The following is a 22665-nucleotide window of genomic DNA, read 5'->3' as shown; positions in this document are numbered from 1 at the left end:
AACCTTTTTCCTCTCAATCCGCTCCTTTTTGCGGAAACCGGTTATGATTTGCGGTTTGCCCGGGCAATTTCCCGCTTGACGGCCGGCGCCACTTTAGTCCCCAGCAGTTCGATGGCGTGCAGCACTTTTTTGTGCGGCAGCGTGCCGACGGTCAACTGCAAAAGGAAGCGGTCGTGGCCGAAAATCTCATGCTGGAACAAGATTTTTTCGATCACTTGCTCGGGGCTGCCGACAAAATTGGCGCCCCGCAAGGAAAGGGAAAACTCGAACTGCTCCCGGGTCATGGGCGGCCAGCCCCGTTCCCGCCCCAGCCGGTCCATCATCGTTTTGAACGCGGGATAGGCGGTGTCGGCCGCTTCCCGGGACGAATCGGCGAGAAAACCATGGGAATTGATGCTTAGGCGCGGCGGTTTATGGCCGGCCTTTTGCGCAGCCTCACGATGCAATCGGGCGAAGGGAGCAAAACGCTCGGGCAGGCCGCCGATGATGCCCAGCGCCATCGGCAGGCCGAGCATGCCCGCCCGGATGGCCGATTCCGGAGTTCCGCCTACAGCCACCCACACGGGAAGCGGGTTTTGCAGGGGCCGGGGATAGACGCCGCGATTGTCGAGCGGCGGCCGATGCTTCCCCGACCATGTGACCTTTTCGGATTCCCGCAGCTTGAGCAACAGATCGAGCTTTTCTTCAAACAGTTCGTCATAATCCTTCAGGTCATAACCGAAAAGGGGAAAGGATTCGATAAAGGAACCGCGGCCGACCATGATTTCGGCGCGGCCTTGGGTGAGCAGGTCCAGGGTGGCAAACTGCTGGAATACCCGGACCGGATCGTCGGAGCTCAGGACGTTGACCGCGCTGGTCAACCGGATGCGTTTCGTGCGGGCGCCGGCGGCGGCAAGCACTACCGCCGGGGCCGAAACGGTGTAGTCGGGCCGATGATGTTCGCCGATGCCGAATACATCCAGCCCGACTTGATCGGCCAGTTCAATTTCTTCCATCAGGCGCCGCAGCCGTTCCTCCGGGCTGATCAATTGGCCGGTTTCCGGGTCCACCGTCCGTTCTCCGAATGTGTAAATGCCGATTTCCATCACTTGGCTCCTCCTTCGACTTGCCGTTCGTTCATTCGGTGTTAGAACTATCTTACTCCATTTATCCGATGCCGGGCAACCAAAGCGACTTCTCCGGGGAAATCCGTGCTGTGGTGTCAATCCGGCTGAATGGCCACTGCACCGGCCCCGTTCTGTTTTCCCGGTTCCCGTTTATGCCTTTGACAATGCCCCATTCGCCAACCGCCGGACGGATGACCGGCCCGGGCGAAAAACCCGCCCCCCGCGGGTATTTCCCGATGGTTCCCGGCCGCAGAATATTCTCTGACCGAAAAGGGAGAGATTTCCTCGACGGACAAAGGGCCGGCAAAACGGGCAAAAGATCAATGAAGGGGAAGACAAAAAAGGATGGGACGATCTTCCCCTTGCACCGGCAGCAGCGAAAATTCGGACGAAATCTGTTGAAATCGGCAAAAAGCCCGTGCCGACGCGGCACGGGCCTTCTCATCGGGGCGGTTATTCTTTTTTCCTTGCCCTTGTTTACCGGTCAATTCCTTTTGCGAGGGCTCCGGGCGATTATTCGTTTTTTTCCTTGCGGATGGCGGCCAGCCGGGGGTACTGTTTCAATTTCCGGTACAGGGTGGTGCGGCCCATCTTGAGGTACCGGGCTGCCTGCGAAACGTTGCCCCCGGCTTCGCGGAGGGCGAGGGCGATCCGCGATTCTTCATCCCCGGATGTCCGGCCCGGTTTTTCCGGAAGGGGGTTCTCCCGGATGGAATCGCTTTCAATCAACTCGTCATCGGGCAGCTGGAGATCGCCCGGGCCGACGTCATCCTTTCCCTTGACAAAATGGGCCCGGAAGACGGCCTGGCGGATGACGTGCCGCAATTGCCGGATGTTTCCCGGCCATTGATACTGTCTCAACAGATGCATGGCCTCCGGGGCGATGGACAGGGGCGGAATATTCAGTTCGGCCGTGATCTCATGCAAAAAGTGGCGGATGAGTTCGTCCAGATCGGTCCGTTCCCGCAAGGGCGGAAGAACGATCTCCATTTCATTCAGCCTGAAGTACAGATCGGCGCGAAAACGCTTTTGCACAACCTCTTGATACAGATCCCGGTTTGTGGCGGCCACAATCCGCACATCCACCGGTTTCGATACGTGGGAACCGATGCGCGTGACCCGCTTTTCTTCCAGCACCCGGAGCAGAACGGCCTGGGAAGCCAAGGGAAGTTCGCCGATCTCGTCGAGAAACAGGGTGCCCTGATTGGCCGCTTCAAATTTGCCCATTTGTCCCTTCTGCTGGGCGCCGGTAAAGGCGCCTTTTTCGTATCCGAAGAGTTCCGATTCGATGAGGGATTCCGGGATGGCGCCGCAATTCACCACTACAAACGGTCCTTTCCGTCCGCTTTGCCGGTGCAGTTCCCTTGCGGCGATCTCTTTTCCCGTGCCCGTTTCCCCCCGGATTAAAACGGTGGCATTCGATTTGGCGATATGGCGGAGTAAGGCGAAAACTTGCTTGACCTTGGGGCAGGAGGCGATGATCCTCTGAGGCGCGGAACGAGCTTCATCCTTTTTGCCGGCGTCGCTCGTCCGGCCGTCACCGGCTGAAGGCCCGGATGGTGCCGGCATGGGGGAGAGGATGGTGCAGAACGGATGTTTGCGCTCGTCCTTCACGGCGCGAACGATCCACGTGTCCGGGACGCCGGAACGGGCGGATTCCTCCAACCGGAGTTCGGTGATGTCGCCGTTTTTCAGGGAAAGGATCCTTGCGGCACCGTGCTTGCCGAAAAGCATCTCGAGGGGCTGGCCGACGCACCGGCTGGCCTGGACGTGAAACAGGGCCTCGGCCGCCTGGTTCAGGCGCATGATCTTTCCTTCGCCGTCCACCGACAGAAGCGGCTGCGCGCAGGTTTGCATGATCGCATCGGCTGCATGGAGGACAAGGGTCAGTTCCCGCCGCGATTCCTCCAAAAGCAGGCGGGATTGGCAAGCCATCGCCGCCGCCGTCACCATGCCCAGGGTATGGGGATGGTGCGCATGAACCTCTCCGCTGATGTCCAGGACGCCGATCAGTTCGCCGGTTGACGTGTAAAGGGGCGCCGCGTAACAGGTGAGAAAATGGTTTTCGTAGCAGAAGTGTTGGCTGCCGACGATACTGACCGGTTTCCGTTCCATCAGCGCCGTCCCGATCGCGTTCGTTCCCTTCACCCGTTCGTGCCAGTTGGCGCCGGTGCTGAGCTGCACCATTTTGGCCCGTTCCGTGAACGGCGACTTTCCCCAGGAGGACAGGATGTAGCCGTCCGCGTCGGAGAGCAGCACCATGAAAGACCGTTTCTCCAGGAACTTCCAGAGCGGTTTCAGCACCGTTTCCGCAGCGGAAAGCAGCGGGCGCAGCCGGGACTGGCGGTCGCGCAGTTCACCGCCGCTCAAGATATCGTTTACCACATGATCCGGGTCGACGCCGAATTGCCTGCTGCGTTGATGGGAAGCGGACAGCACCTGGGGCGATTCCAGGATCTCCACGGTCATTCCTCCTTTCCGGATCTATTTTTCAAATTAGTCTATATTTACTATCTGTTCTATATTATTTATTTATATCAAATTATACCAAAGGAATTGAATTTACAAAATCATCCGATTGTTCCATCCTTTGTGCCGATGGAACAATCACTGTTCCAAAAGGGTGTTCAATGGAACAAAATCGGGCGGCTTCAACCGGGTTGAAGGCCGCGACCTGACTGCGCCACGGCCTTTTGAAGAGATTTGGCATGAACTTTGCATTAACAAAAAGGCGGAAGGCGAAAGACGGAAAACCTGAGAAGAACCATGCGGGGTGAGGGGAAATGACGTAGCAGGGAAGCGGAGAAAGGCCGGAGGATATTGAAAGCGATATCATCGGGTTCCGCTTGGTTCCGTCGGGCGCCGGGACCGGGACGGAAAAGGCTTCTTCATTACCGCACGGGAGATGGGAAGCACATTCGGGTTGAATCAGCAAAAAATCCATATCGTAAGAAGGAGGAATGACCTTATGACCCAACAAGTGTCGGCATCTTATCCGGCGCCGAACACGCCGGAAAGCCCCGTTCAGTACAAGGAGAAATATGACAATTTCATCGGCGGCGAGTGGGTGCCCCCGGTAAACGGGGAATATTTCGAGAATCCGTCTCCGGTGAACGGGCGGGTGTTTACCAAGGTGGCCCGTTCCCAAAGGGAAGACATTGAACTCGCCCTGGATAAGGCTCATCAGGCCAAGGAAAAATGGGGAAATACCTCCGTCGCGGAGCGCAGCCGCATCTTGCTGAAAATCGCCGACCGGCTGGAAGAAAACCTGGAAAAACTGGCCCTCTCAGAGACTTGGGACAACGGGAAGCCGATCCGCGAAACGCTGGCTGCCGACCTGCCCCTGGCGATCGATCATTTCCGCTATTTTGCCGGAGTGATTCGCGGCGAAGAAGGATCGGTGTCCGAGATTGACGCCCAAACCTTGTCGATGCACATCAAAGAGCCCATCGGCGTGGTGGGGCAGATCATTCCTTGGAATTTCCCCCTCCTGATGGCTGCCTGGAAACTGGCCCCCGCCCTTGCGGCAGGAAACTGCGTCGTCCTGAAACCGGCGGAACAGACACCGGCCACCATCATGCTGTTTGCCGAATTGGTGGGGGACCTGCTTCCTCCGGGAGTATTGAACATCGTCAACGGCTTTGGTCCCGAAGCGGGGCAGCCCCTGGCGACCTCGCCCAGGGTAGGAAAAGTTGCCTTTACGGGTGAAACCACGACGGGCCGGCTGATCATGCAGTTCGCTTCCGAGAACATTACGCCCGTGACCCTCGAACTGGGTGGAAAATCGCCCAACATTTTCACCGAAAGCGTGATGCGGAAAGATGACGCCTTCCTGGAAAAGGCCCTGGAAGGATTTACGCTGTTCGCCTTGAATCAAGGGGAAGTCTGCACCTGTCCTTCCCGCGCCCTGATCCAGGAATCGATCTATGATGAATTCATCGAAAGGGCGTTGGAGCGCGTCCGGAAGATCAAGATGGGCGATCCCCTCCATCCCGAAACGATGATGGGCGCCCAGGCTTCCAAAGATCAGTATGAGAAAATCCTCAGCTACATCGACATCGGCAAAAAGGAAGGGGCCGAAGTGCTGACTGGCGGCGGGCCCTACCACAATCCGCAGTACCCGGACGGATACTACATTCAGCCCACCGTTCTGAAGGGCCACAACAAGATGCGCGTTTTCCAAGAGGAAATTTTCGGTCCCGTGGTCTCCGTCACCACCTTCAAGGACGAAAAGGAACTGATCGAGATCGCCAACGATACGCTGTACGGACTGGGCGCCGGCCTCTGGACGCGGGACGTTCACGAGGCGTACCAGATCGCGCGGAAGATCCAGGCCGGGCGCATCTGGGTCAACTGCTACCACCTCTATCCGGCGCACGCGGCATTCGGCGGATACAAACAATCCGGCATCGGCCGCGAAAACCACAAGATGATGCTGGAACACTATCAGCAAACGAAAAATATGCTGATTTCTTACAGCAAGGAACCGGTCGGACTATTCTGATGATGGAAGGCGGCCTTGTGCCGCCTTCGGCCGCTGTCGGACCGCCGCCACAGTATGTTGCGATGGGGGGATGATCATGGACAGGGTCAAAAGGGTGCTGGTGACGGATGAGGCGAAAAAGGTGATTGACCGGCTGCGGGAAAAGCACGGGGAACTGATGTTTTTCCAAAGCGGCGGCTGCTGTGACGGTTCGGCGCCGATGTGCTACAAGCGGGGAACCTTCCGCATCGGCAGCAGCGACGTGAAACTGGGGGAAATTCACGGGTGCCCCTTCTACATTTCCGGGCCGCAGTTCGAGTACTGGAAACATACCCAGCTGACCGTGGATGTGACGGAGGGAAGGGGTGCCTCCTTTTCCCTCGAAATCCCATTGGGCGTCCGCTTCCTCATCCGTTCCCGGCCCTTCACCCGGGATGAAGCGACGAGGCTTGAACCCATCAAAATAGGGGAGGAGTAATCGTAACCCCATGATGAAACGTCCAAGAGGCCGTACCGCTTGTCCCTTGGAACAACTTATGTTCCCAAGGGTCTTTTTTTGTGGTTCTGTTATCATATAGTTTTTAAACAATCCTTATCGCGTTCATCGGATATCCTTCATATGCCCATGCCAAAGCCGTGACGGATGCATAAAAAATATTGAGGGTTAAATCGTTATCACGGGAGGTATGGAAAAATGTATCCGGAACGCCAATTTTTCGGCTTCGGCCGGCGGCCCTTTTTCTTCGGAGGACGGAGCCCCTTTTTCTTCGGGGGACGGAACCCCTTTTTCTTCGGCGGTCCGTTTTTTGGAGGTTTGCTCGGCGGCTTCTTGGGCAGCGCCCTGATCGGACCGAGGCCCTATCCGTTTTATCCGCCCTTTTACGGAGGGGGGTATGGCGGATATCCGTACTTTTGGTAAAGAAAAATTTTTTCGGCGAGCTGTCTTAAACGGTCATTCCACAATGACTTTAAGGCGGCTTTTTTTATCCGCCGGTTGAAAGATGAAATTGGCCGGCGGGAAACGGCACGTGCTTCTCTAGTGAAAGGATCCGTCCCTGCAGGCGCTTAAGACCGCCGCTTTTTTAAAAAATTGTCGATTTTTTAAACCCATTTGAATAATTATTAATAATAACATGGCGGTTAAACTTTTTCGGTCGCTGACAGCCGGTGTCCGGCGCTCCTTCCGGAAAGCCGGGAAATATTTGGATTTACAGGTTCGGGATGCCCGGCACGGAAAATTTCCAAATGGGAGGGAAAAAGTTGAGCGGGAAGGATAAACATCAGTTCATCGTCTCCAAGGAAGATTGGTCCCTCCATCGTAAAGGCCATGACGATCAGCAGCGCCATAAGGAAAAGGTGAAAGAGGCCATTCGCAACAGCCTGCCGGATTTATTGACGGAAGAAAGCATCATTTTAGCGAACGGAAAAGAAGTGATCAAAATTCCGATCCGTTCCCTGGAAGAATATAAAATCCGCTACAATGAGGAAAAGACGAAACAGGTCGGCAAGGGCGACGGGGACAGCCGGGTGGGGGATATCATCGCCCGGGGGGATTACGGGCAGAAAGGCGGCATCGGTCCCGGGGCGGGGGAATTGCCCGGGGAAGATTATTACGAAACGGAAATCTCCTTGGAAGAGATCGAATCGGAATTTTTCAAGGAATTGGAACTGCCCAACATGCAAAAGAAGGAGGATCCGCAGCTGGAAGTTACGGACTTGGAATATAACGACATCCGTAAAACCGGGCTGATGGGGAACATCGACAAGAAAAAGACGATGTTTGCCGCCTTCAAAAGGAATGCCCTTTCCGGCAACCCTTCCTTCTATCCGATCGTTCCGGAGGACTTGCGGTTTAAAACCTGGAATGAAAAGGTCAAGCGGGAATCCAAGGCCGTTGTCCTCGCCATGATGGATACGAGCGGCTCGATGGGCACCTGGGAAAAATACATGGCCAGAAGTTTTTTCTTCTGGTTGACCCGCTTCTTAAGAAGCAAGTACGAATCGGTGGAGATCGTTTTTATCGCCCATCATACGGAAGCGAAAGTCGTCAGCGAAGAGGAATTTTTTGCAAAGGGGGAAAGCGGGGGGACGATTTGTTCTTCAGCATACCGGAAGGCATTGGAGCTGATCGATGAAAAATATCCCCCGTCCCGGTACAATATTTACCCTTTCCACATATCCGACGGGGACAATTTATCGAGCGACAACGCCCGCTGCGTCAAATTGGCGGGGCAGATCATGGATGTGGCCAATCTGTTCGGTTACGGGGAAGTGAATCAATATCATCGCTATTCCACCCTGATGACCGCCTATAAGCATATCAAGAACGAGAAATTCCGGTATTATATTATGAAAGAGAAAGGGGATATTTATCACGCCTTGAAAACTTTTTTTCACATCAATGAAACGGCGAAGACGGTCTGAAAAACGGATGGGGCATAAACGTTTCTTAACCGTGCGGGGAGGAGGAAAAGATTTCCCCCCCTTTTTTGTGTTCCGGGCCGTGGGCGGGGGCTGCTCATTGGTTTGCGCGCCGGGTCCGAACGGAGGGGCTTTTTGTTCCCCCATGACCCCGGGAGGAGACCGCCTTGTTGACCGGAATGGGCGCCGGACGGTTTGCCGGGGGAGCCCGTGCCGCGGGATGGTTTAAGTTTTTTCCCGGTATGGTTTCCGGCCGGTCTTTTCTTCTCTTCACGATTTGGTTTTTATCGGTATCTCGGGGCATTGCCCCAACGCGGGCGTTCAAGAAGGAGAAGCATCAGGCGGAATGGTCCGATTAAACCGACCGCTTGCGTTTAAAATTCGGGTGTTTGCCAAAATTATTTCTTTTTTACAACTTAATCATGAAAATTTTTAATGTTATAATATTTTTAAAATAAGGAAAAGGGGCATATTCTCTTCGAAGAGGCCGTTGTCGGGCAACGATGAAGGCAAACCATCAACGGGCATTCATATATTCTGAATAGGGTGCTGATAAATGCTCGGAAAGGAGGGATATTGTGAAAATAAAAATGATTATGGCCCTGTTTCTATGCGCTTGTTTTAGTCTGACAGCTTGTTCTTCCTCTTCATCTTCCGACGGACCAACAGAAATTCGGGTGCATGAAATGATAAGTTTTTCCAAAGCAAAAGAGAACGCATTAAAAACGATCACGGATCCGGAAGAAATCGAACAGATTGAAAAAACGTTTCATAATGCCAAAAAACAAAGCGGAATCGTTGACGTAACAGATCCGCAGTATAAGGTGGATTTGGAAAATGAAAGTTACTATCTATGGTTTAATGAAGACGGTACGGCCGTGATCATGAACACGAAAGACACCCATACCATTTTTAAGATCGATTCGGCGGATGAACTGGAAGAGATGATTCAAAATTAACCGGATGAATCCGGCAGCCCCGTTTCCCGGATCTTCCCATCGCCTATTCTCGTACCCATTCCAAAAATTCGAGACGGTTTCCGAACGGATCATCGGCGTAAAATCTTTTCGCCCCGGGAAGTTTATCATCTTCAATGACATGAACCCCGTTTTCGGTCAGACGCCGCTTCAGTTCCTCCAGATTTTCCACTTCAAAGGCGGGATGCGCCTTTTTGGCCGGGGAAAACGGTTCTTCGATCCCGATATGGACGCGGCAATTTCCAAAGGCAAACCATACCCCGCCTCTTTTCTTTAGCGTTTCAGGTTTTTCCGCCTCTTTGAAACCCAGAAGGTCTCGGAAAAATTTCCTCGCGGCGTCTTCGCTTCCCTTTGGAGCGGCAAGTTGGACATGATCGATGGCGCGAAAAGCAAAGGCCATGGTACCCTCTCCTTCTTCTGGTTTCTGTTTTTCTCATCCACCTCTACTATAACTTTTCATTAACGATAATTAAAAATAAAATAAATTTAATATTAATTGATAAGATCTCCTTATTATATGAAAAATAGGGATGCGCGCCGCCAAAAGCGCGGGCGACCATGCCGCTTGTGGCCGAAGACTCGGCAGAATCCAAGCTTTCGGGTGTGCGAAGTGAAAATCCGGCCGAATCGGCGGGCGGCCAAGATGGGCGAAAGATGCGGTTGGAAAGGGGCGGCCGGCATGACGGGCAGCCTCGCCGGCGCAGCACGCGGGAGCGGGCATCAAAGGCAAGCGGTGGACGAAGGATGATCATGAACGTTTATGATTTCGGTATTGCAAAATCAGTTCTTTCAGTTATCCATTTGAAAGGAACTAACGAGATGCTCCCGGATTCAAATCAAAACCCATGATACGAAGGCTGGCATGCAATCAAGGGCTGCCATATAGGATCAGGAACAAAAAACGAGCCCGGCAGCAGGTGAGGACATTAAAATAAGCACCGAATCTTGTATGCGCTTTCGCTTTTTCCTGTTAAAGCCGGAGGAATGCGCCATTAAACTTGTTTTCAAGGGAGGAGGAAAATGGATAAACAATTGTCCGGTGGCCTTTTATTGAATCTCGTTGCACCGGGTTTCGGCCATATTTACTGCGGGGAAAAGAAAAAGGGATTAATCATCCTGTCCGGATATATCCTTTCTTGTCCATCTTTATAGTTATCGGATGAATTACGGTGCCGATCATTGCGTTATATAGTTATATTGATATTGTGAAAATGCTTGAGCATAAGGCTTATGAGAAATGAAAGATCCTTTCTTCGGCCGGTTGCCTTTTTTTCGGACAAGAGTAGATCGTTGCCCGGAACGAAGGGATGCTGCCGTTTTTCAAAACATGAATCCGGTTCAATTCAGGCAGCGTCAGGGGTCTTTTCGTGTTCATGCCGATTGCAAATGGATATGGGGACTCTCATGGAATTTGGAAGGAAAAGTCCCGCGGAAATCGAAATTTCTGCCACAATGGAACCTCGGGGCTCGATATCCCTGCATAAACATTTATCCATCCGATGATTTTGATGATTTTTTGGAATGGGGCGCAGGGCCTTTGCCATCCTTTTTGTTTGATGAAACCGGACGGAAAACGTTAGACCGTATGAACGGATTCTCCGATCCGGACGCATATTCGGTGCCGGTCTAAAGTGCCTTTCCTGAAGCGGCCGGCAAAACGAGAAAAGGAAAAATTAAGAAACGCGGGGTTTTCCTGTTTCCCCGCGTTTTCGTTTTTTCGGATGGAAATGGGAGCCGCTTTAAAAAGCTGCAGGAAGTAATTTGCCGGAAATTTTTTTCCGGTCTGCATGGCGTCTTCCTTTGTAAAGCTGTCCGCGAAGCGTCTTTCCTTTTTAATGTCCGAAAAAGGCGAGATGGATCATAAATAATACGGCAAACAGGATGACGAGGGGATGGATCTCGCGCCATTTTCCCGTCGCCAGTTTTAGGACCGGGTAGGCGATGAAGCCCAGGGCGATGCCGGTGGCAATGCTCGATGTGAGCGGCATGCTCAACAGGATTAAGAAGGCGGGAAAGGCTTCATCCAGTTCATCCCACTTAATTTTTGCCACATGGCCCATCATGAGGCTCCCGACGATAATCAGCGCCGGCGAAGTGATGGAGGGCAGGCTGGACAGGGCGGATACGACCGGTCCGAACAGGGATGCCACGATGAAAAGGCAGGCGACCGTCAGCGAAGTGAGCCCGGTCCGTCCTCCCGCGGCCACGCCGGACATCGATTCGATATAGGCCGTTGTCGGGCTCGTTCCGAACATGGCGCCGACCGTCGTGGCGACGGAATCGGACAGAAGGGCCTGTTTCGCCCGGGGCAGCGTCTTTCCTTTCATCAGGCCCGCCTGCTCGGCAACGCCGATGATCGTCCCCGTCGTGTCAAAGACCGTGACCAGCAGGAAGGCGAAAACGACCCCGTATAAGGAATGCTGAAACACGTCCGTCAGCGCTTCGATGGGATTGACGATGATCATCCCTTCCGGAAGCGACGGCAGGGAAAAAATTTTGCCTTCGAAGGAAATTTCTCCGGTCAAAAAGGCGACGAAGGCCGTTGCGGCCATGCCGATAAAGAGGGCGCCATTTACCTTCAGCGCCATCAAAAAGATGGAAAGGAGCAGGCCGAAGATCGTCAAAAGCACGACAGGGGAGGTCAGGTCCCCCAGTCCGACAAGGGTCGCGTCATTCGCGGTGATGATCCCCGACTGCCGCAGCCCGATAAAGGCGATAAACAGTCCGATCCCCGCGGAAATCCCATGTTTCAGATTGTCGGGAATCGCCTCAATCATCTTCGTGCGGACGGAGGTTACGGACAGGATGATGAAGAGGATCCCTGCAATGAACACGCTGGCGAACACTTCTTCGTAGCCGAATTTTCCCCCGGACCCGAGAACGACGGAGATAAAGAAAGCGTTCAATCCCATCCCCGGAGCCACCGCGATCGGATAATTGGCGAACAATGCCATCCACAGGGTGCCGATGACTGCCGCGATGATCGTCGCGGAAAAGACTTGTTCGAAAGGCACGCCCGCCGCTTGCAAAATCGACGGATTGACGATGACGATGTAGGCCATCGTTAAAAAAGTGGTCAAGCCGGCCATAATTTCCGTTTTCCTGTTTGTGTGATTTTTCTCAAGATTGAACATGTCGATCACCCAAATACGAACGTTTTTTAAACACATATTTAATATTATTCGTTTTTTATCCGCATTGCAAGAGCCAAACAAAATTTTTTCCGGATCAAGGCGGACGGAGCGGCAGATAAGGGAAGCCGGACCGTTTCATCGGGAAGGAATTGGCGGGACGGAAGGCGAATGTTTTAGTGGGACATCTCGGGCCGTCAACCAAGCGGTCCGAAAGGGAACAAGGAGCGGAACTTTCGGAAAAGGGAACCGGCTAGTGCGCGGGAACCTTTCCCTCCGTCAGGGGGACGAGGTTGGTTTTGCACCGGAGATCGGAGAACGTTCCGCCGCCCGGGGATTGTGGGATTGGCAAGCCCCGGCGGAGATCTTTCGGCGCCTTTCGGCGCCGGAGAAATGGATTTGCCGGAAACGAAAGCGCAACCGGACTTTTCCGCCGCTGAAAGCGGTTTATCGAAGCGTGGGCCAATGTTTTTTTCGCCGGCCGTGCGCGAACCTGTTCCCCGTCAAAATCTCCGGCTGGCGGAGATCGATCTGCCCGCCGCCAAAAAATGCGAAAAAGGAAAGGAGTGGCAAGGGATGTATCAAACGATCAAATGGGAAGGGGAAGAAAGGGTGGCATGGATCCGGTTAAACCGGCCGGAAAAAATGAATGCGATGAACGGGACGATGCAGGCAGAATTGATGGAAGCCATCAAAAGGACGAAACGGGATGAAAAATTCCGCTGCCTGGTGATCACCGGAGAAGGGAGGGCCTTTTGTTCCGGAGCGGATTTAACGGAGATGGGGAAAGATCTGGATTACGGGGAGATTTTAAGGACGGCTTACAATCCGTTGATCCTGGAACTTCAATCTTTGGAAATCCCGGTGATTGCCGCCGTCAACGGAGCGGCCGCCGGCGCCGGCTTCAGTCTGGCCTTGGCCTGCGACTTCAGGGCCGTCCACGAGAGCGCCTCCTTCCATCAAGCCTTTGTCCATATCGGCTTAATTCCCGACGCCGGAAATTTGTATTTTTTGCCGAGAATGATCGGTTATGCCAAGGCCATGGAACTGTCCCTGCTGGGGGAGGCCGTTTCCGCGGAGAAGGCCGTGGAACTGGGCCTGGCTTCCCGGGTGATCCCGGCTGCCAGCTGGGATAAAGAAATCCGTGATTTTGCCGAAAAAGTGGCTTCCTTGCCGACAAGGGCGATCGCTCTCATGAAACATTGCCTGCAAAAAACCTTTGAAACGCCGCTCCCGCAAATGCTGGAATACGAAGCGGCGGCCCAAAAGGCGGCCGGCAGAACGGCCGACCACAGGGAGGGGATCCGGGCCTTTCTGGAAAAAAGAAAAGCGCGTTTCAGCGGGCGATGAAAACCGCTTTCGCCGTGGGGATCATGCGGCTCTCTAGTTTTTGGGGGAAGGAGCCCGCAGTCGATCCGGTTCCGCCGGCATCCGCTTCGCTTTAGGGAATCGGAAAGGATGGTATTTCCCGGGGAATGGGCTGCTACGCCCGCAAAGGAGGAAGATCGATCGCCCGATTGTATGACGAAATCACCGGGGAATGGGCTGCGTCGCCTGTAAAACCCGATGCGGACGGAAAATCCGCAAGCGGCGATTCCGGTCATCACAGGGAATAATGAAGCGCAGATCCGAAGCCAACGGAGCTGCAGCTTGAGGAAAGGGCGCCTTCGGGATTCTTATGCCAGATAAAGTCTAAATATTCAAAAAATAAAAGGGAGGAGTCGGGATTGGCTGCCGTACGATTGGACATTCAAAATCAAATCGCCGTCGTCACCCTCAACCGCCCGGAGACGTTAAACGCGTTGAACTTCGGGATGCTCGAGGAACTGGAACGGACGGTGGAACGGCTCCGGTACGATCGGAATGTCCGGATCGTCATCTTTACCGGAGCCGGCGAAAAGGCGTTCAGCGCCGGAGCGGATTTAAAAGAACGGAAGAACTTGACGGACGATGAAGTGCGAAGAAATGTAAACAAGACCCGCACCCTTTTTCAGCGGATTTCGGAATTGCCGAAACCGACCATTGCCGCCGTCAACGGGTACGCCTTCGGCGGCGGGTTTGAGCTGATGCTGGCCTGCGATTTGCGCATCGCCGCCAAAACGGCCGTCATGGGATTGACGGAAACGAGCCTGGCCATCATACCCGGAGCCGGCGGAACGCAGCGGCTCCCGCGCCTGATCGGGGAGGCGCGGGCAAAGGAATTGATCTTCGCCGCAAGGAAGATCACAGCCGAAGAAGCCTATCTGTACGGCATCCTAAACAAAATCGCCGAACTGGATGAACTGATGGCTGTATGCTTCCAATTGGCGGGGGAGATTTTGCAAAACGGCCCGTTGGCCGTCCAGCAGGCGAAAATGGCCATCCGGCTCGGCATGGACGTGGATTTGAAGACGGGGCTGGCCATCGAGGAAGAGGCCTATGAAAAGGTCCTGGCCACGAAAGACCGGATCGAAGCGTTAAGGGCTTTTGCCGAGAAGCGGAAACCAAATTTTTCCGGGGAATAATTTTTTATGTTTAACCCTTGACAATATTTATCCATCATTGTGAAAATAAGAGTAATATTTTTCGATAATTTTCCGTTTTTCCTGGGGAAATCAATCCGAACGGTCCATTTCAACGGCCGATGCGGCGGGTTTTCCCTTTCCGGCGCGAAAAACCTTGCCGGGAGGGACCCGGCGTTTGCTTCAAGAATCAGCGGAGTGGTTTGGACGATCCGATTTCCCCTTTTTCTTTTTCCCGGAATTATCGTCGATTCATTTCATTTTCGCATTGGAGTGAAGCGGATGTTGTCACAGATGGTTTTGCAGTGGGTGGAACTCGGCCTCATTTTTTCCATTATGGCGTTGGGGGTCTATTTGACCTTCCGGATTCTCGATTTCCCCGATTTAACGGTGGACGGCAGTTTCGTCACCGGTGCCGCGGTCAGCGCGACGATGATCTATAACGGCTATCCTCCCGCAGCAGCGACCTTGGCGTCCTTGTTCGCCGGGCTCCTGGCGGGGTGTTTGACGGGGATCCTCCATACGAAGGGGAAAATCAACAATCTGCTGTCGGGAATATTGATGATGACCGCCCTCTATTCCATCAATTTGCGCATTATGGGCTTCACCGATCCGAACGTGACGTCGAAGCCGAACGTTCCGCTGTTGAATCGGGAGACGGTCGTGTCCCAAGTGGAATCCCTCGGGAACGCCGCCGGCTTCCCGTGGGCGTTGCTGGTCTTTTTCCTCGTCGTGACGTTCATCTTCAAATGGATGTTGGACTGGTTTTTAAAAACGGAAATCGGCCTGGCGATGCGGGCGACCGGCGACAATAAGCGGATGATCCGGAGTTTTTCCGCGAATACCGACGGACTGATCATTTTGGGATTGGGGATTTCCAATGCCTATGTCGCCCTTTCCGGATCCCTTTTCGCCCAATACAATGAATTCGCCGATGCGGGCATGGGAATCGGCATGATCGTCGTCGGCCTGGCGTCGGTCATCATCGGGGAAGCGGTGGTCGGCGCCAAAACGATTGCCCGGGCCACGCTGGCCGTCGTGATCGGCGCCATCCTGTACCGGATCATTGTCGGTTTCGCATTGAAGCAAAATATGATGGATGCCAGCGACATGAAGCTCATTACCGCCGCGATCGTCGTGCTGGCGTTAATCATCCCCGGTTTGGTCGAAAAGCGGCGGGAAAAGCGGAAAAAAGCCAAGAGAAACGGAAAGCGTTCCGTCCGGCAGGAGGAAAAGGCAAATGCTTGAAGTCAAAGAGGTTGTCAAGATTTTCAACGAAGGCACCTTGGATGAAAAGGTCGCCTTGGATCACGTCAATTTGAAGCTGAACAAGGGGGATTTTGTGACGGTCATCGGCAGCAACGGCGCCGGAAAATCCACATTGATGAACGTGATCGCGGGCGTGCTGACCCCCGATTCCGGCAAGGTGCTGATTGACGGGAAAGACGTGACGATGCTGCCGGAATTCAAGCGTTCCCGTTTCATCGGCCGGGTGTATCAGGATCCGATGGCCGGCACCTCGCCTTCCCTAACGATCGAAGAAAACTTGGCGATCGCCTTGTCGCGAAACAGAAGGCGGACGCTGAAAGCGGGAGTGACGGAAAAAAGGCGGAAGCAATTCCGGGAGCTGCTGGGGAGCCTCCATCTCGGGCTGGAAAGCCGGCTGAACGCCAAGGTCGGTCTGCTCTCGGGGGGAGAAAGGCAGGCCATTTCCTTGTTGATGGCCACCTTTACGGAACCGGCGATCCTGCTGTTGGATGAACATACCGCCGCACTCGATCCGTCCCGGGCGGAATTGATCACGAACTTGACGAAACAGATCGTGGAAGAATTCCGGCTGACGGCCCTTATGGTCACCCACAATATGCAGCAGGCGCTGGATTTGGGCAATCGCCTCATCATGATGGACCAGGGAAAGATCATCTTGGAACTGAATGAAGAGGAGAAGAAAAATTGGACGATCGACAGGCTCCTCGGCGAATTCCGGCGGATCCGGGGCAAACAGTTGGCCGAAGACCGGACGCTGCTGGGATGACCGGGAGGATCCCGTTCGCTCCGTTTGGAATGGATGGAGAGGGCGGTCCTTTCCCCCGGCTTAAAAAATGCCGTTTTCAGCAACGCCATGCCATGAACCGTCTCAGGCAGACAGGAAAAAACGCAGATGCAAGCAGAAGGGCGCCCCAAAAACGAACGCTTTTGGGGCGCCCTTTTTAAATGGATCTTCAGCAACGTTCCCGGTTTGTTCTTCAACGATTGAAAAAGGTTATTCGGAAAAAAAGAGAAGATGTATTTTTAACCGTTTGCTTGAACCATGGGGTGGAACGGTGAAGATACGCATCGGCCAACCGAGGCATGAAGAGGGTTTGGAACAATTGGAAAATGCCGCTAAAAAACCCGGTGCCGGACTATGTTATTTTTTCCGGAAGGGTATTTTTCCCATGAAAAAATAAAGCGGGTTTGTGAATGGGCAAGGATCACGATCAATCCATCATCTCAGGTTATCAAGATAAAAATGGAAAAAATCGGGCCTTTATCGTCAACCGCCCGGGAGAAATTATTTTAGCCAGGAAGAAAACGCCCGTCCATGAGCAATTGTATGTTCCGTCAAACGTTGAAGACGGACCGTTAAAAATGGGCTATTGATTGTGCGGAGAAATTTTCCAGGGATCCGAAGGATTGGATCAAATGAATCCCGTCCGCCTCATCTTTCATCCGATTGGAGCCGGGATGTACAGTGAAGAACAGTTCGCCGGATGGATCAACGAAGCGAAACGAATGGCCGTCTTACAAAAATCAATCGTAATCGGAACAAGCCATTCAGACGGCTTCTACAAAAATCATCGATGCTCCATCCCGATCGCCTGCCGCTTTGATAAAATCGGAAATCCTATCTCTATCGCAAAAAATGATACCCGCTTGCGAATATTCGATACGGAAACAAAATCGGTTCACGTCATGAGCGGATGTCTTAAAAAACGAATTGATCGATTGCCAATGAGAAGGCTGTTGCATACATGGCACGATGGATTTCAGATCCTGTTCCCGGACGGTGAATCGGAGCCGGAAAATCCGCTAATGGGCGGCAAGTCGGAATTTGAAAACTTAGCGGGAATTGAAATCGAGAAGTAAGAAGGCGTGAGCGGGGCCGTTATCGTGACAGGCAATCTTGATGAAGATGTGAAAAAGCTGTTCTTCAAAGGGGCAAACCTTCATTCGAAGGCGCGATGTCGGAACTATGAGCTTCCGTTTATACAAAGAGAACGAGCTTTAGCTAAACAGTTGAAGATTTCACAGCAGCCGTTTTGGAAAAGCAACCGGAAGCGCTTGCCTTATCGGAAAAAGAAAGATTGGTATTTGAAGAAGATTCCTGATCCTTTATGATTGTATTAGCGGCCGGTTTTCGAATTTTACACATGTCCAGGAAGAGATGGGTGCAGGACAAAGGGCCCCTTCTATTCGATTTTTTTGTTTAAAGGCGGAACCGGTTCCCCGGGGAACATTGGCCCGCACGGTCTGCCGCACATCGCGCTAATAATCCGAAAAGCATGGACAGGATGTGAGGGATATGCTGAAAGCGGTCATTTTTGACTTCGACGGGACGATTGTCGATACGGAGAGCCTGTGGTACGAGATCTATTTTGAGTATTTCAAGCAGCATTATCAATATGAATTGCCATTAAAATTGTTCGCGAAGGGGATCGGCACGGCGAACGACGCCATTTTTCAAGGAATCGAGCATGACTTGGGCATCCGGCTGGACAGAAGGGAAATACGGAAAGATTTAATCCGGCGGTTCGAAAACCGCGAGGGTTTTTTGGAGATCCGCCAGGGGGTCCTCCCCTTTATCCGGGAAGCCCATGAAAAGGGTTTGCCCCTGGCGATCGCCACCAGTTCCGGCCGGGATTGGGTGGAAAAACATTTAAAACGATTCCGGCTGGACGCATATTTTTCCGTCATCAAGACAAAAGATGACGTCCGCGAAGTAAAGCCGGATCCGGAACTGTATTTGCGGGTTTTGGAGGCGCTGCGGCTGAAGCCGGAAGAGGCGGTTGCCATTGAGGATTCGGTCAACGGTTCGACGGCGGCCTTGCGGGCGGGGATCCCCTGCTACATCATCCCGAACCGGGTGACGAAAGGCAGCCGTTTCCCGGAACAGGCCGTCGTATTGGACGATTTTTGCCGGATCCCGTTGGTGGATTTGCTGGATGCGTAAATTTTCGGCCCTGCCTTTCCGGACGGCGGAAATGCTCCGCCGGCGGTCCGCATCGGCCGGAAAATGGCCGATCAACGGGAAAATACTCGAATAGATGTTGAAAATCCAGGGGAGAATCTTTATAATTACATATTAACCGAAAATGTTGAAATAAGCCGAAAATTCGATGAAGAAGAGAGTAGGAAAAAGACAGCGGCACGAGCGAGTCGGGGACGGTGGAAGCCCGATGCCGCCCTTTTTCCGAAGCGCACTTCCGAGAAGCGGCTCTGAAACGGTTGACCGGCGGCTGCAGCAGGGCTAAAGTTTTCTGCCACAGGGGAAACACTCCCGCGAAAACGCCGCCGAAACCGCGCGTAGGAGCCCGCCGCCCGGCCGCGTTACGGCAGCGAGGGAACAACCGGGGGTTTTGCCCTTTCCCTTCGGTTGTTAAAAAGAGTGGCACCGCGGGTGCAGCCCGTCTCTTTGAAGAGACGGGTTTTTTATTTTTTCCCGGAACGGGCGGGATGAAACGTCCCCTGAAACGCCCGTGCAAGTTCAAGTCAGAAAACGGAAGCAGGAGGGTGCGGCAAATGGATGTACAAACGGATTTCAAATCCCTTTTCGCGGATGCGTTGAAAAAATCCGTCGGAGAAGATCTGTGGACGGAGGAGATGGAACGGCTCATCGAACAGCCGAAAAATTCCGCTTACGGGGATCTTTCTTTCCCTTGTTTCCAATTGGCGAAACATTTCCGCAAACCGCCGCAGGAAATTGCGGCAAAACTGGCCAACGCCATCCATGATCCGGCCTTTGAAAAAGTGGAAGCGTTAGGGCCGTATGTGAATGCCTTTTTTGACCGGAAATCCTTCGGAAGCCGGGTGGTCAACCGGATTTTGCGGGAGAAAGGGAATTATGGCAGCTGGTCCTTCGGTGAAGGGAAAACGATCGTCCTGGACTTTTCCTCGCCGAATATTGCCAAGCCTTTTTCCATGGGGCATTTGCGTTCGACGGTCATCGGCAGCGCATTGGCAAATATCTGTGAAAAGGCCGGATACCGAACGGTGAAAATCAACCACCTGGGGGACTGGGGCACCCAGTTCGGCAAGCTGATCAGCGCCTACAAGCGGTGGGGATCGGAAGAAAAAATCAAAGCGAATCCGATTCCGGAGCTTTTCCGGCTATATGTGCGATTCCATGAGGAAGAAAAAGCGAATCCGGCTTTAACGGAAGAAGGGAGAGGCTGGTTTAAAAGGCTGGAAGACGGCGACGAAGAAGCCGTCCGCCTGTGGAAATGGTTCCGGGATGTTTCCCTGGAGGAATTCCAAAGGATCTACCGATTGTTGGAGATCGGGTTCGATGAATACACCGGCGAATCCTTTTACAACGACAAAATGGACGCGATCGCCCGACAATTGGAGGAAAAGGGGTTGCTCGTCACTTCCGATCAGGCCGAGGTGGTGATGCTGGAAGAGGAGGGACTCCCGCCCTGCCTCATCCGAAAATCTGACGGCGCCACCACCTATGCGACCCGCGATCTGGCGGCGGGGGTCTACCGTTATCAAACGTACCGCTTCGCCAAAGCGCTGTATGTGGTCGGCCACGAGCAGAGCGTCCATTTCAAGCAAGTGTTCAAAGTTTTGGAAAAAATGGGAAATCCATGGGCCAAAGACATGGTTCACGTCCCCTTCGGCCTGTATTTGAAAGACGGTAAAAAAATGTCGACGCGGAAAGGGCGGGTGATTCTCCTGGAAGAGGTGCTGGAGGAGGCGATCCGCCAGGCGCTAAAAAACATCGAGGCCAAAAATCCGCGCCTTGAAAACAAGGAAGAAGCGGCAAAAATGGTCGGCGTCGGCGCGGTCGTCTTCCATGACCTGAAATCCCACCGCATGAACAATATTGAATTTTCCTTGGAGGACATGCTGAATTTCGAAGGGGAAACGGGCCCCTATGTCCAATATGCCTTTGCCCGCGCCTGTTCGGTATTGCGGAAAAGCGGCGAAGAAACCTTCGCCTTTTCCGGCTTAAAAGACGGGGAGAGCTGGGAAATCGTCAAGCGGCTCCATGCCTTTCCGGAAAAGGTCTTGCAGGCGTTCAACGGCTATGATCCGTCGGTGATCGCCAAATATGTCCTGGATCTGGCCAAGGCCTTTAATAAATATTACGGAGCGGTAAGGATTTTGGAAACGGATGAAGAACGGCCGTCCCGCCTGGCCCTGGTCAAGGCGATCACCATCGTGCTGGAGGAAGGTTTGCGGCTTTTGGGGATCAAGGCGCCGGAACAAATGTAAGATGCGGGCGCGAACGAGGGTGCCTGCGGTCCGGGAGCGGGGAAATATCCAAAAGGAAGGCTGCCTTTTAAAATTTTGACGGCAGCCTTTCCTTTGCCCATTGCTGCTTTCGCAGCCTGTAAAAGAAATGAGGCCCCCTTTTTTTGCCCGTTCGTACGTCCACCCCCTGGCAAAAGCCGCCGGATCCGGCCATCTATCCGGTATGGCGTTTCGGACCTTCTTCCTTCCTTGCGGCGGTCAGGCGAGTTTCTTGCCGGACCAAAGCCTTTCCGCTTTTTGAAAGGCCCGCCGGAAGTCCTCGATAATGTCTTCCGCCGCCTCCAATCCGACGGATAAACGGAGCATGTTATCGGTAATCCCCATCGCTTCCCTTGACTCGGCGGGCACGGCGGAATGGGTCATCGTCGCCGGGTGCTGGATCAAGGTTTCCGCGTCGCCGAGGCTTACGGCAATTTTCACCATTTTCAATGCGTCGATCAAGGCCTGCGCCATTTCCCTTCCCCCCTTAACCGTAAAGGAAAGCATGGCGCCCGGTGCCCGCATTTGCTTTTTCACCACCGGATAATATTTGTTTTCCGGATCCCCGGGATAAAAAATCTTTTCCACGAGGGGAACGGTTTTTAAATATTCAAAAAGTTTTTTTGCGTTTTCCACATGGCGGTCCATGCGGACGTGCAAAGTTTTTAATCCCCGCAATAAAAGCCAGGCGTCGAAGGGAGAAATAATGCCGCCGATGTCTTTTTGAATCCGGTTTCTCAACTGTTGCATCGCTTCCCGGTCCTTGCCGACGACGATGCCGGCAATCACGTCCCCATGGCCGCCGATGTATTTGGTGGCGCTGTGCACGACATAATCGCAGCCGAACTCGAGGGGATTTTGCAAATAGGGAGAAGAAAAGGTGTTGTCCACCACGACGGGAATGCCGCGGCGTCTGGCCGCTTTGACGACCAGTTCCAGATCGTTCACTTCCATCGTAGGATTGACCGGGGTTTCCAAAAAAATGCAGGCCGTATTTTCCCGGAGTCCCGCTTCGATCTCTTTTTCGTCGGTCATCGAACAGAAACTGTAGGTGATCCCGTTCTTTTCCTGGAACAGCCGCAAAAGCCCGAAGGTGCAGCCGTAGATGCCCCGGGAGCAGAGAATATGATCCCCGGCTTTCGTTAAATGGAGCAATACGGCGGAGACGGCGGCCATGCCGGAGGCGAAGGCGATGGCATCCTCGCCCTTTTCCAAAGCGGCCATCCGCTCTTCAAGGATTCGCACCGTCGGGTTGGCCAGACGCGAATAGATGAATCCGTCGTCCTTTCCGGAAAAGCGCTGTTCACCTTGCTCGGCGGTCGGGAAAACAAAGGTGGAACTGAGGTATAGCGGCGGGGAGAGGCTGTCTTTGTAATCGCGGGCGTCATATCCGGAATGAATCAGCATCGTTTCCATCCGGTTTCCATAATCCATGGAAAAACCCCTTTCTCAATTGAAAACGTTTTCATTAACAGTATACGAAATTCCCGAAAAAAATGCCAGGGCGATTTTTAAAGGAAAAATCGGGGGAAGGGGAAGAGGACTTGT

General features: G+C 53.4%; 19 protein-coding genes and 1 other annotated feature. Of the genes, 13 read left to right on the top strand and 6 right to left on the bottom strand.

Translation table 11 applies throughout. The features are described from left to right. Nucleotides 1–41: 41 nt before the first annotated feature. The 3 genes from A3EQ_RS0117640 to A3EQ_RS22620 form a co-directional block, all read right to left on the bottom strand. Complete coding sequence (locus tag A3EQ_RS0117640; protein ID WP_020156484.1) at nt 42–1085, bottom strand: LLM class flavin-dependent oxidoreductase; 1044 nt, start codon at nt 1083–1085, stop codon at nt 42–44. A gap of 534 nt (nt 1086–1619) precedes the next feature. Next, the gene (locus tag A3EQ_RS0117630) at nt 1620–3569 is read right to left on the bottom strand and encodes a sigma-54-dependent Fis family transcriptional regulator (RefSeq protein WP_169382721.1); all 1950 of its coding nucleotides are present in this window, start codon (nt 3567–3569) and stop codon (nt 1620–1622) included. 79 nt (nt 3570–3648) lie between these two features. Beyond that, complete coding sequence (locus A3EQ_RS22620) at nt 3649–4086, bottom strand: hypothetical protein (RefSeq protein ID WP_154652912.1); 438 nt, start codon at nt 4084–4086, stop codon at nt 3649–3651. Here A3EQ_RS22620 and exaC point away from each other — a divergent pair. The 4 genes from exaC to A3EQ_RS0117595 all read left to right on the top strand — a co-directional run bounded on the left by exaC (nt 4075) and on the right by A3EQ_RS0117595 (nt 8969). Further along, nucleotides 4075–5610, top strand: a complete 1536-nt coding sequence (exaC, locus tag A3EQ_RS0117620; protein WP_081626269.1) for an acetaldehyde dehydrogenase ExaC — start codon at nt 4075–4077, stop codon at nt 5608–5610. The genes A3EQ_RS22620 and exaC overlap by 12 nt on opposite strands. A gap of 70 nt (nt 5611–5680) precedes the next feature. Beyond that, nucleotides 5681–6067, top strand: a complete 387-nt coding sequence (locus A3EQ_RS0117615; RefSeq protein ID WP_020156479.1) for a DUF779 domain-containing protein — start codon at nt 5681–5683, stop codon at nt 6065–6067. Nucleotides 6068–6834: 767 nt separating this feature from the next. Further along, nucleotides 6835–8013, top strand: a complete 1179-nt coding sequence (gene yhbH, locus A3EQ_RS0117605; RefSeq protein ID WP_051091438.1) for a sporulation protein YhbH — start codon at nt 6835–6837, stop codon at nt 8011–8013. 683 nt (nt 8014–8696) lie between these two features. Further along, complete coding sequence (locus tag A3EQ_RS0117595) at nt 8697–8969, top strand: hypothetical protein (RefSeq protein ID WP_020156475.1); 273 nt, start codon at nt 8697–8699, stop codon at nt 8967–8969. A 43-nt stretch (nt 8970–9012) separates the two neighbouring features. Here A3EQ_RS0117595 and A3EQ_RS0117590 read toward each other — a convergent pair whose 3' ends face one another. Together A3EQ_RS0117590 and A3EQ_RS0117565 are read right to left on the bottom strand one after the other, a co-directional pair. After that, nucleotides 9013–9387 (bottom strand): VOC family protein, encoded by a 375-nt coding sequence (locus A3EQ_RS0117590; RefSeq protein ID WP_020156474.1) that lies wholly within the window; start codon nt 9385–9387, stop codon nt 9013–9015. 1432 nt (nt 9388–10819) lie between these two features. Then, the gene (locus A3EQ_RS0117565) at nt 10820–12121 is read right to left on the bottom strand and encodes an NCS2 family permease (RefSeq protein ID WP_020156469.1); all 1302 of its coding nucleotides are present in this window, start codon (nt 12119–12121) and stop codon (nt 10820–10822) included. Between the two features lie 573 nt (nt 12122–12694). On the opposite strand from A3EQ_RS0117565, the gene A3EQ_RS0117555 reads away from it, so the two are divergent. The 9 genes from A3EQ_RS0117555 to argS all read left to right on the top strand — a co-directional run bounded on the left by A3EQ_RS0117555 (nt 12695) and on the right by argS (nt 21099). Next, on the top strand, nt 12695–13468 hold the full coding sequence (locus A3EQ_RS0117555; RefSeq protein ID WP_026500059.1) for an enoyl-CoA hydratase-related protein: 774 nt from the start codon (nt 12695–12697) through the stop codon (nt 13466–13468). 377 nt (nt 13469–13845) lie between these two features. Next, nucleotides 13846–14622 carry an enoyl-CoA hydratase-related protein gene (locus A3EQ_RS0117545; RefSeq protein WP_026500058.1) on the top strand — a complete coding sequence of 259 codons (777 nt, stop codon included), beginning with the start codon at nt 13846–13848 and terminating at the stop codon, nt 14620–14622. A 279-nt stretch (nt 14623–14901) separates the two neighbouring features. Continuing rightward, nucleotides 14902–15867: an ABC transporter permease gene (locus A3EQ_RS0117540; protein ID WP_026500057.1), complete on the top strand. Its 966-nt coding sequence runs from the start codon at nt 14902–14904 to the stop codon at nt 15865–15867. Then, a complete protein-coding gene (locus A3EQ_RS0117535) occupies nt 15860–16654 on the top strand; it encodes an ABC transporter ATP-binding protein (RefSeq protein WP_020156463.1) in 795 nt (264 codons plus the stop codon). Before A3EQ_RS0117540 ends, A3EQ_RS0117535 begins: the two co-directional genes overlap by 8 nt. Before the next feature lie 428 nt (nt 16655–17082). Further along, complete coding sequence (locus A3EQ_RS21905; RefSeq protein WP_020156460.1) at nt 17083–17262, top strand: hypothetical protein; 180 nt, start codon at nt 17083–17085, stop codon at nt 17260–17262. Nucleotides 17263–17304: 42 nt separating this feature from the next. Continuing rightward, complete coding sequence (locus A3EQ_RS21900; RefSeq protein ID WP_154652910.1) at nt 17305–17748, top strand: hypothetical protein; 444 nt, start codon at nt 17305–17307, stop codon at nt 17746–17748. A gap of 6 nt (nt 17749–17754) precedes the next feature. Further along, entirely contained in the window at nt 17755–18000 is a 246-nt protein-coding gene (locus A3EQ_RS0117520; protein WP_020156458.1) for a hypothetical protein, read from the top strand. Nucleotides 18001–18184: 184 nt separating this feature from the next. Beyond that, on the top strand, nt 18185–18832 hold the full coding sequence (locus A3EQ_RS0117515) for an HAD family hydrolase (RefSeq protein WP_020156457.1): 648 nt from the start codon (nt 18185–18187) through the stop codon (nt 18830–18832). 157 nt (nt 18833–18989) lie between these two features. Beyond that, nucleotides 18990–19297 (top strand) — a binding site (T-box leader). Between the two features lie 104 nt (nt 19298–19401). Next, a complete protein-coding gene (gene argS / locus A3EQ_RS0117505) occupies nt 19402–21099 on the top strand; it encodes an arginine--tRNA ligase (RefSeq protein WP_020156455.1) in 1698 nt (565 codons plus the stop codon). Nucleotides 21100–21336: 237 nt separating this feature from the next. On the opposite strand, the gene megL is transcribed toward argS, so the two are convergent. Beyond that, the gene (megL, locus tag A3EQ_RS0117495; protein WP_020156453.1) at nt 21337–22551 is read right to left on the bottom strand and encodes a methionine gamma-lyase; all 1215 of its coding nucleotides are present in this window, start codon (nt 22549–22551) and stop codon (nt 21337–21339) included. Between the last annotated feature and the right edge of the window lie 114 nt (nt 22552–22665).

This window comes from Caldibacillus debilis DSM 16016 (genome assembly GCF_000383875.1).
Taxonomy (GTDB): Bacteria; Bacillota; Bacilli; order Bacillales; family Caldibacillaceae; genus Caldibacillus; species Caldibacillus debilis.
Note: the sequence above shows the minus strand (reverse complement) of the source record. Positions and strands in the feature narration are given on the sequence as shown.